This window comes from Thiosulfatihalobacter marinus (assembly GCF_016019955.1).
In the GTDB taxonomy this organism is placed as follows: domain Bacteria; phylum Pseudomonadota; class Alphaproteobacteria; order Rhodobacterales; family Rhodobacteraceae; genus Shimia; species Shimia marinus_A.
In genome coordinates, this window is the sequence record NZ_JAECRZ010000009.1 from 157,347 (window position 1) to 164,285 (window position 6,939).

9 protein-coding genes are annotated in these 6,939 nt (G+C 60.4%); 5 read left to right on the plus strand and 4 right to left on the minus strand.

Annotated elements, in window-relative coordinates; translation table 11 throughout:
- Positions 1 to 18 precede the first annotated feature (18 nt).
- The 4 genes from I3253_RS14295 to I3253_RS14310 form a co-directional block, all read right to left on the minus strand.
- Positions 19 to 1,122: an efflux RND transporter periplasmic adaptor subunit gene (locus I3253_RS14295; protein WP_232237128.1), complete on the minus strand. Its 1,104-nt coding sequence runs from the start codon at positions 1,120 to 1,122 to the stop codon at positions 19 to 21.
- A 31-nt stretch (positions 1,123 to 1,153) separates the two neighbouring features.
- A complete protein-coding gene (locus tag I3253_RS14300) occupies positions 1,154 to 1,705 on the minus strand; it encodes a TetR/AcrR family transcriptional regulator (protein WP_103911562.1) in 552 nt (183 codons plus the stop codon).
- A 67-nt stretch (positions 1,706 to 1,772) separates the two neighbouring features.
- Entirely contained in the window at positions 1,773 to 2,381 is a 609-nt protein-coding gene (locus tag I3253_RS14305; protein WP_197918543.1) for a TetR/AcrR family transcriptional regulator, read from the minus strand.
- Between the two features lie 237 nt (positions 2,382 to 2,618).
- Positions 2,619 to 2,972 (minus strand): winged helix-turn-helix transcriptional regulator, encoded by a 354-nt coding sequence (locus tag I3253_RS14310; protein WP_232237129.1) that lies wholly within the window; start codon positions 2,970 to 2,972, stop codon positions 2,619 to 2,621.
- A 131-nt stretch (positions 2,973 to 3,103) separates the two neighbouring features.
- On the opposite strand from I3253_RS14310, the gene I3253_RS14315 reads away from it, so the two are divergent.
- The 5 genes from I3253_RS14315 to I3253_RS14335 all read left to right on the plus strand — a co-directional run bounded on the left by I3253_RS14315 (position 3,104) and on the right by I3253_RS14335 (position 6,491).
- Entirely contained in the window at positions 3,104 to 3,511 is a 408-nt protein-coding gene (locus tag I3253_RS14315) for a DoxX family protein (RefSeq protein WP_197918545.1), read from the plus strand.
- 66 nt (positions 3,512 to 3,577) lie between these two features.
- On the plus strand, positions 3,578 to 4,393 hold the full coding sequence (locus I3253_RS14320; RefSeq protein WP_197918547.1) for a DODA-type extradiol aromatic ring-opening family dioxygenase: 816 nt from the start codon (positions 3,578 to 3,580) through the stop codon (positions 4,391 to 4,393).
- Positions 4,394 to 4,401: 8 nt separating this feature from the next.
- Positions 4,402 to 4,899 carry a luciferase domain-containing protein gene (locus I3253_RS14325; protein WP_036051542.1) on the plus strand — a complete coding sequence of 166 codons (498 nt, stop codon included), beginning with the start codon at positions 4,402 to 4,404 and terminating at the stop codon, positions 4,897 to 4,899.
- A 42-nt stretch (positions 4,900 to 4,941) separates the two neighbouring features.
- Positions 4,942 to 5,844 carry an SDR family oxidoreductase gene (locus I3253_RS14330; RefSeq protein WP_152467180.1) on the plus strand — a complete coding sequence of 301 codons (903 nt, stop codon included), beginning with the start codon at positions 4,942 to 4,944 and terminating at the stop codon, positions 5,842 to 5,844.
- A complete protein-coding gene (locus I3253_RS14335; RefSeq protein ID WP_051372683.1) occupies positions 5,844 to 6,491 on the plus strand; it encodes a glutathione S-transferase family protein in 648 nt (215 codons plus the stop codon). Before I3253_RS14330 ends, I3253_RS14335 begins: the two co-directional genes overlap by 1 nt.
- The last annotated feature ends 448 nt before the right edge of the window (positions 6,492 to 6,939 follow it).

The following is a 6,939-nucleotide window of genomic DNA, read 5'->3' on the forward strand; positions in this document are numbered from 1 at the left end:
TGTCCGGTCCAGGGGTGTTCAGAGGCCGCGAACCGCGACCGGTTCGTTTTCCTTCAGGCGCCACCAGCCGCCTGACACCACCAGTTCGTCTCCGGAGAGCCCCTCAAGCACGACGATTTCGTCGTCGTTGGGTAGCCCCAGCCGGATTGTCTTTCGGTACACCCGGCCGGAGTCTTTGTCGTAGAGCCAGACGGACGGCTCGTTCCGGCTCGTCGTGTCGATCGCCGAGACGGGAACCACTACCGACCGCGATTGCGCACCCTCCGCGGCGGCGGTTACGCGCACATTCGCCGTCATTCCGGACAGTAATCGTGGGTCGATAGCGCCCTCTATCACGAACTCGACGTCATAGGTTTGGGCCGTGGTGTCCGCATCGGTCACGAATGTCCGCGGATAAAGAGTTGCCTCATATCCCGGCACGGCGGGGAAAGTGGCGGTTACCCTGAATGCATCGGGCTGGGCCCGTGCCATCGCGGCGAGTTCCTCGGGCAGGGAAATCCGGACCCGCATTTCACTGATGTCCTGCAACCTGGCAATCGGAGCCGCAGGGGTGACGTTCGAAAACTCCTCCAGAAAGATGCGCGCGACAATGGCGTCGAAGGGCGCGGTGATCGTGGCTTGAGCCAGGCGTCGCTCCGCTTCACGGAGGGCGACTTCTGCTTGGACCTGCTGCGCGCGGTTCGTTTCGAGACGGGCGTCCGTCGCCACCCCCCTCTCGGTCAGACTCAACGCACGATCGTATTCGGATTTTGCGAGGTCGAAAGAGGCCTGTGCCCGGTCCAAGGCCAATTCGAAATCGACCGGGTCGAGCGCAGCGATCAAATCGCCTTTCTCAACCCGAGTCCCAGCATCTACCGCGAGGTCGGAAAGCTGACCCGAAACCTGAAAGGCAATATCCACGGTCCGGGCGGGCTCCACGCGACCTGCCAGGCTGCGCGCCCTATCGCTGTCGCGAAGCTCAGCGCGCGAAACTTCGACCGTGACCGGCTGGACCAAATCTTGCTCGGCGCTTCCTTGCGCATCGGCACCGGAAACCTCATCCGTAGTCTGCGCGAAGACCTTGGATGCGATGTCCGGGCTGAATTGCACGAGAAGGACAATGGCGAGCAGTAAGACGATCAATCCAGCGGCGCCTCCTCGGAAGTATCCGGTTCTATTCGAGCTCATCGATCATGTCCTTCAATCGGTCTATGACGGCGTCTTGCTGATCGGCATCACCATCTGCGAGGCGAAGGAGCCGCTGGAAACGAAGACCCTGGATCGCCAACAAGAGAACCATCGCCGCAGTGTCGTCCTGCGCGTCCGAACGGATGCGCTCGACATCACGGGACAGCTCTCGTCTCAGCGGGTCCAGAAGATTCGGATCCGACGCCGAAACCGCGAGAATAGCCATCGAAAGGTCATCATCGGTGCTTCCGGCTTGCAGGACTGTTTCCAGATGCCCTCGTAGGGTGCGGGAACTCTGCCCTTCCGGGACGGACGCCAGACGTTCGCGGTGCTCGGCCAGCATTTCGTCGAGCAGCCCGGCCAGAAGTGCCTTCTTGGTGGGGAAATTGTACAACACCCCACCCTTGCTGAGGCCGGATTCCCGAGCGACGGCGTCGATCGTGATCTTTCCCGCGCCTTCTCGCAGTGCAATTGCCCGCGCGGCGCCGAGAATATTCGGCGATGCGTTTTTCGGTTGCTTTTTTAGTTGTGCAGTCATCCTGTACCGTCCGGTCGGTGAAGTCATTGGGCGAGCTAATGCGCTGCCCCGTATTTGGCAAGCGAGCTCAATCTGAAAATTTGTCTCTGTGGCCGCTACTGTAAAGTCGTAGAAATGCAGCGACCGCTTCGCCTGCATGTTTCTCGCGGTTGACTGCTCGTTTCACTGCGAGAAGGCGCGGCATAAGTAACCCCGAAACGCACAGGTGTATGAAGTAATCGGACGCGCGCCGGGTGTCATCGACATCAAGCGCGCCTTCGCGTGTAAGGCGCTCCAGAATCCGACCGACGAGTTCGCGTGCCCGTTTCGGTCCGGCACGAAAATACACCTCCCCGACCTCGGGAAGCATCTCGGTGGCACCGATACACGTCCGCAGAAGGCGGATGTAGGTTTCGTCCAGAACGAGATCGATCATGCGCAGGGCAAGTTTTTCCAACTGGGCGCGCGGCTCGGGACCTGCGGACAAGGGTCGGAGGATCTCTTCCGCAAGCCGACCGCATTCGGATTCCACGACGCTTAGAAACAGCTGCTCCTTGGTCGGGAAATACGAATACATTGTTGCCTTCGACACTTTCCCTTCGGCGGCAATGGCATCGACGGTGGCGCCTTCATAACCGCACCGGAAGAAGACCTCGCGCGCGCCGAACAAAACCTCGGCCATTTTTCTCTCGCGCATCTCGTTCTTCCTGTCCTGTGCAGCATTGCGGGATTTCAAACTTGACTGTACCGTCTAGTCGGTACAGTAGATTGATTTTTATGTGGCGGCAAGCCGCAAACCTGGGCGGATCGTTCGGAGTGAGTGCCGCCTGTCAGGCATACCCAACGCGGCTTTCAATTCGTCATGAGCTTCGGGCCGTGCTCCGTTCGCGGCGCTTTCTGGCGCGGGATTATTCCGCGAACAGGACGGACGTCATCATTCCGCCGAGCGTGCCGTCCCGTCGAAAGCACCCTCCGCCTCCCAGCGGCGTGCAATGGATCCAAGGGTGTCCAGCACACCGCGCAGCTCCGCGCCGCGTTCAGTCAGCCCGTATGTGACAGCGGGCGGGATGGTCATGGCCTGCTCGCGCCAGACCACGCCGGCATGTTCCAGCATTCTCAGCCTCTCAGTCAGGACCCGGGTGGAAATTCCAGGCACCAGCCGTTTGGTCGCGCCGAAACGCTGTGGACCCTGTTCGGACAGAACCCAAAGGATATAGATCGTCCAAGGTCCCGTGATGACACGCAGCAGCGCCTCCATCGGGCAGGAAGCTAGTTGGACGCTTTTCATTGTGGATAGCCCTCGCAGCCCACGAAAGTAAGTTACTTTTAAGTGCCTACTTTAACTGATGAAGTAAGGCACCTAATGATACTACATGGAAACCGACAGCCTAACAACCGTCGAAAACCGGGAGAGCGGCAGTGAGTGACAACGTGGCAAAATATGTCTACTGGATCGCGACCGGCCTTGTGGCGCTGGTCTATCTGGGTGCGGCGGCCTTCTACATCTCATCCCACGACATGGTCGCGGGCATGTATCGCGAGGTGTTGGGCTATCCCACATACATCATCTGGCCACTCGCAATTTTGAAGATCGTCGGTGCGGTTGTGATCCTCTGGCGCCCTTCGGCGGTGCTGGCAGATTGGGCCTATGCGGCAATGTTCTGGCATCTGGTGCTGGCGTTCGGGGCGCATGTGGGCGCGGGCGATCCAGGCTGGCCACCGGCTCTTGCGACCTGGGTGCTTCTGATCGCCTCGTGGATGACAGCCAATCGCGTGCGTGCGGTAAAGTCGGCATATGCGCCGACGTTTCCGACAGAGACGAATTAATCCGATGCGGAGTTGCCACGGCGCTGGCCATCCACCCTCGGACTTGGGGTTCAAAAGGAAGACAGAATGACCGAAAGGCAGCCGACAGTGTTTGTTCCCCATGGAGGCGGCCCTTGCTTCTTCATGGACTGGAACCCGCCTGACACCTGGGACAGGCACCGCAGATTCCTTGAGGCTTTGCCTGCGAGCCTGCCGGCAAAGCCCAAGGCGCTTCTCGTGATCTCAGGCCATTGGGAGGAACGGGTGTTTACCGTGCAGACCAACCCCGCGCCGCCGCTGCTGTTCGACTATCAGGGGTTTCCCCCCCATACTTATCAGCTGACCTGGCCCGCGCCAGGCAATCCTACGCTGGCGGCCCGTGCAAGCGAGCTATTGAACGGCGCGGGGTTTGAAACCCGGGCCGACGCTACGCGTGGCTTCGATCATGGGGTGTTTGTTCCGCTAAAGGTGGCTTTGCCTGAGGCCGACATACCTACCGTCCAACTGAGCCTGCGCGACGATCTCGACGCTGAGGCGCATCTTGCTGCTGGTCGCGCGTTGGCGCCCTTGCGAGACGAAGGTGTTCTGATCATCGGGTCCGGCAACACCTATCACAACATGGGCAAGATGATGCGGGCGATGAGGGGCGGACCCGATGGCCCGGTGAACGGCGGCGACTTCGACCGATGGCTCACGGGTGCGGTGACCCATGAAGACCCCGGGGCGCGCCGCGCCATGCTGGCTGCTTGGGATCGGGCACCCGGCGCACGCGACGCCAATCCGCGCGAGGAACATCTAATTCCATTGCACGTCGTGGCCGGCGCCGCGCTTGCGGATCGGGGGGAAAAGACCCTCGAGGATCACGTATTGGGCGCGGTCGAAAGCGCGTTCAGATTTGGATAGGACCAGATATGTGCTTCGAACTTCCCTTGCGGCAGGGTCCGCGCCCCGAAACCACCGAGTGCGCCCCGCATGAGCAAGTGTCGCAGAACTCCTCGGCCGAGATTCACGCATTGTTCAAGCAGAAGGCCTTCGCCCTGCCCTTCGTCGAGCGTTGCCGATCGGGTATTTCGGTCCCCGGCGCCGAGGCATTAGTCCTGCCGCGGCCGCATGCCTGCGGCCCGCGCGAAGCCTTCATGATCGGACGCGAATTTGCGCATGTGCATCCCGCCTATGACGGTTCGTCGCACATGATGCTGCCGCTGGCGGCGGTTGAGGAACTCATCGCGAAGGGATGGGGCGAACAGCACCCGATGGCCTCGGCCGGATACATCCCGGCCAATGCGATCATGGCCTTTGCTCCACGCGATGAGGCAGAGGTCGATGTGATGATCAAAATCCTGACCACAAGCTGGGGTTTCGCGCGCGGCAAGCTGGCGAATCCCGCCCCCACCCAAATCCACGATTGATCGCAAGCGCGCTTGCAGAAACATCAAGATAAGAGAGATACCATGTCCAACATCCAGAACGGCCCCTTCATCGTGACCGGCGCGTCCGGACAACTTGGCCGGCAGGTGGTCGACCTGCTGGTTCAGGCAGGTGCCGGGCCGGTCATCGCGATCTCGCGCACTCCCGACAAGCTTGCCGATCTGGCGGGAAAAAGAGTCGAGGCGCGCGAGGGCGATTTCAACGACCCGGCTTCTCTTGAAGCAGCCTTCGCGGGCGGCAAGCGTCTCCTCATCATCTCCACCGACGATCTGGAGCCGGGCAAGCGGCTCGCAGCTCATTCCAATGCGATTGCTGCGGCCAAGACGGTAGGTATCGACCACATCGTCTATACCTCCTTCGCAGGCCCAGTCGCGGAAAGTCCAATCGGATTCGCTCAAGACCACGAAGGGACCGAGAAGCTGATCACGGAAAGTGGGGCGGATCATACGATCCTGCGCAACAATATGTACACCGACTTTCTGTTGATGGGCGGCCAGCAGAGCGTCGCCATGGGCACGCATTTCTCCGCCGCAGCAGATGGCAAGACCGGATATGTGACACGCGCGGATTGCGCCCGTGCCGCAGCCGCGGCGCTAATGAAAGCTACGGGAAGGGAGACCCTCGATATCACCGGGCCGGAGACGGTCAGCCAGGCCGAGGTCGCGGCGATCTTGTCCGAAATTGCGGGTAAGGAAATCCCCTATGTCGCCCTGCCCGCCGAGGATCTGGTGCAGGCGATGATCGCAAATGGACTGCCGGAGTTCATGGCGAGGGTCTTTGCCTCCTTCGACGAAGCAATCGCGCAGGGCTATCTCGATGTGGCCAGCGGCGATCTCGAATCGCTCACCGGCAAGCCCGGACAGTCGGTGGCCGATTTCCTGGCCGCTAACCGCGCGGCGCTTCTTCAGGCGCCGCAGGAACAATAATGCTGGAAAATGTCATGAGGCTTTACAACGCGAACTTCTCACCGAATGCGCTGCGTGTACGGGCGGTGGCGCACGAACTGGGCGTGGAACTCGAAATCGTCGAGGTCGACATCCGTGCCGGGGACAACCGCGCGGCGGAATTTCTTGCCCGCAATTCAAATGCAAAGGTGCCTGTTTTGGAGGACGGGAATTTCGTGCTCTGGGAGTCCCGGGCGATCTGTGCCTATCTGGCCGGGATCCGGCCCGAGGCAGGGCTCTATCCTGATGGCCTCAAGACGCGGGCCCTCGTCGATCAGTGGGCCTGGTGGCAAGCCATCCACCTAGGCCCGGCGATGCAGAAGTTGTCCTTTGAGCTGTTCCTCAAAGAGAAATTCGGCATGGGCGATCCTGATCCTACTGTGGTCGAAGCGGAACGGAAAGCCACCGATCAGTTCCTTGCCGTTCTGGAAACCGGACTCGACGATAAGGATTGGATTGCAGGCGCACTCAGCCTTGCCGACTTCTATCTGGCGACCACATTCATGTATCGCGACCAAGCGGGGATTTCGCTGGACGAATTCCCCAGAATCGCGGGCTGGATCGGCCGGCTTGAAGCGCGTGACAGCTGGCAGAAGGCCGTAGCACCGCTTCTTGCGCTCTTCGCCTGACATCGCGCTCGCCGCGATGATTGAACGATCTGCATCACGTCCGGCGATCGGCGCGCTATCAGATTTAGACATGAGCAGGAAGCGTCGCATGACAGAAATTAGCCGCAGACAGCCGCGACAACCAACCTGACAAGAGTTCCTCCGGAAGCAATGCGGCGGTTTTGGGATGTAGATGCTGTGTCTCATCCCGATCTTTAGAGTTTTCGCGCGGAGTGTATTCATCAGGTCCGATAACTCAGCATCCGTCGCGCCAATTGAGCACGTGCCGTTCGTCCAAGACAAAGACTGATCTCACGGCCTCCGCGAGCGGGATGCCGAGCACAGTGTAACCGTGCAGGACAGCTATGCGGGTGTCACTGTTCCCTTAATTCGGTTCTGCCTCAATCTGTGTGGCGCAGTGGCAGCATTCGGGCTCTGAGGAGTTCTGGTCCGGCGCGACCGTACATGG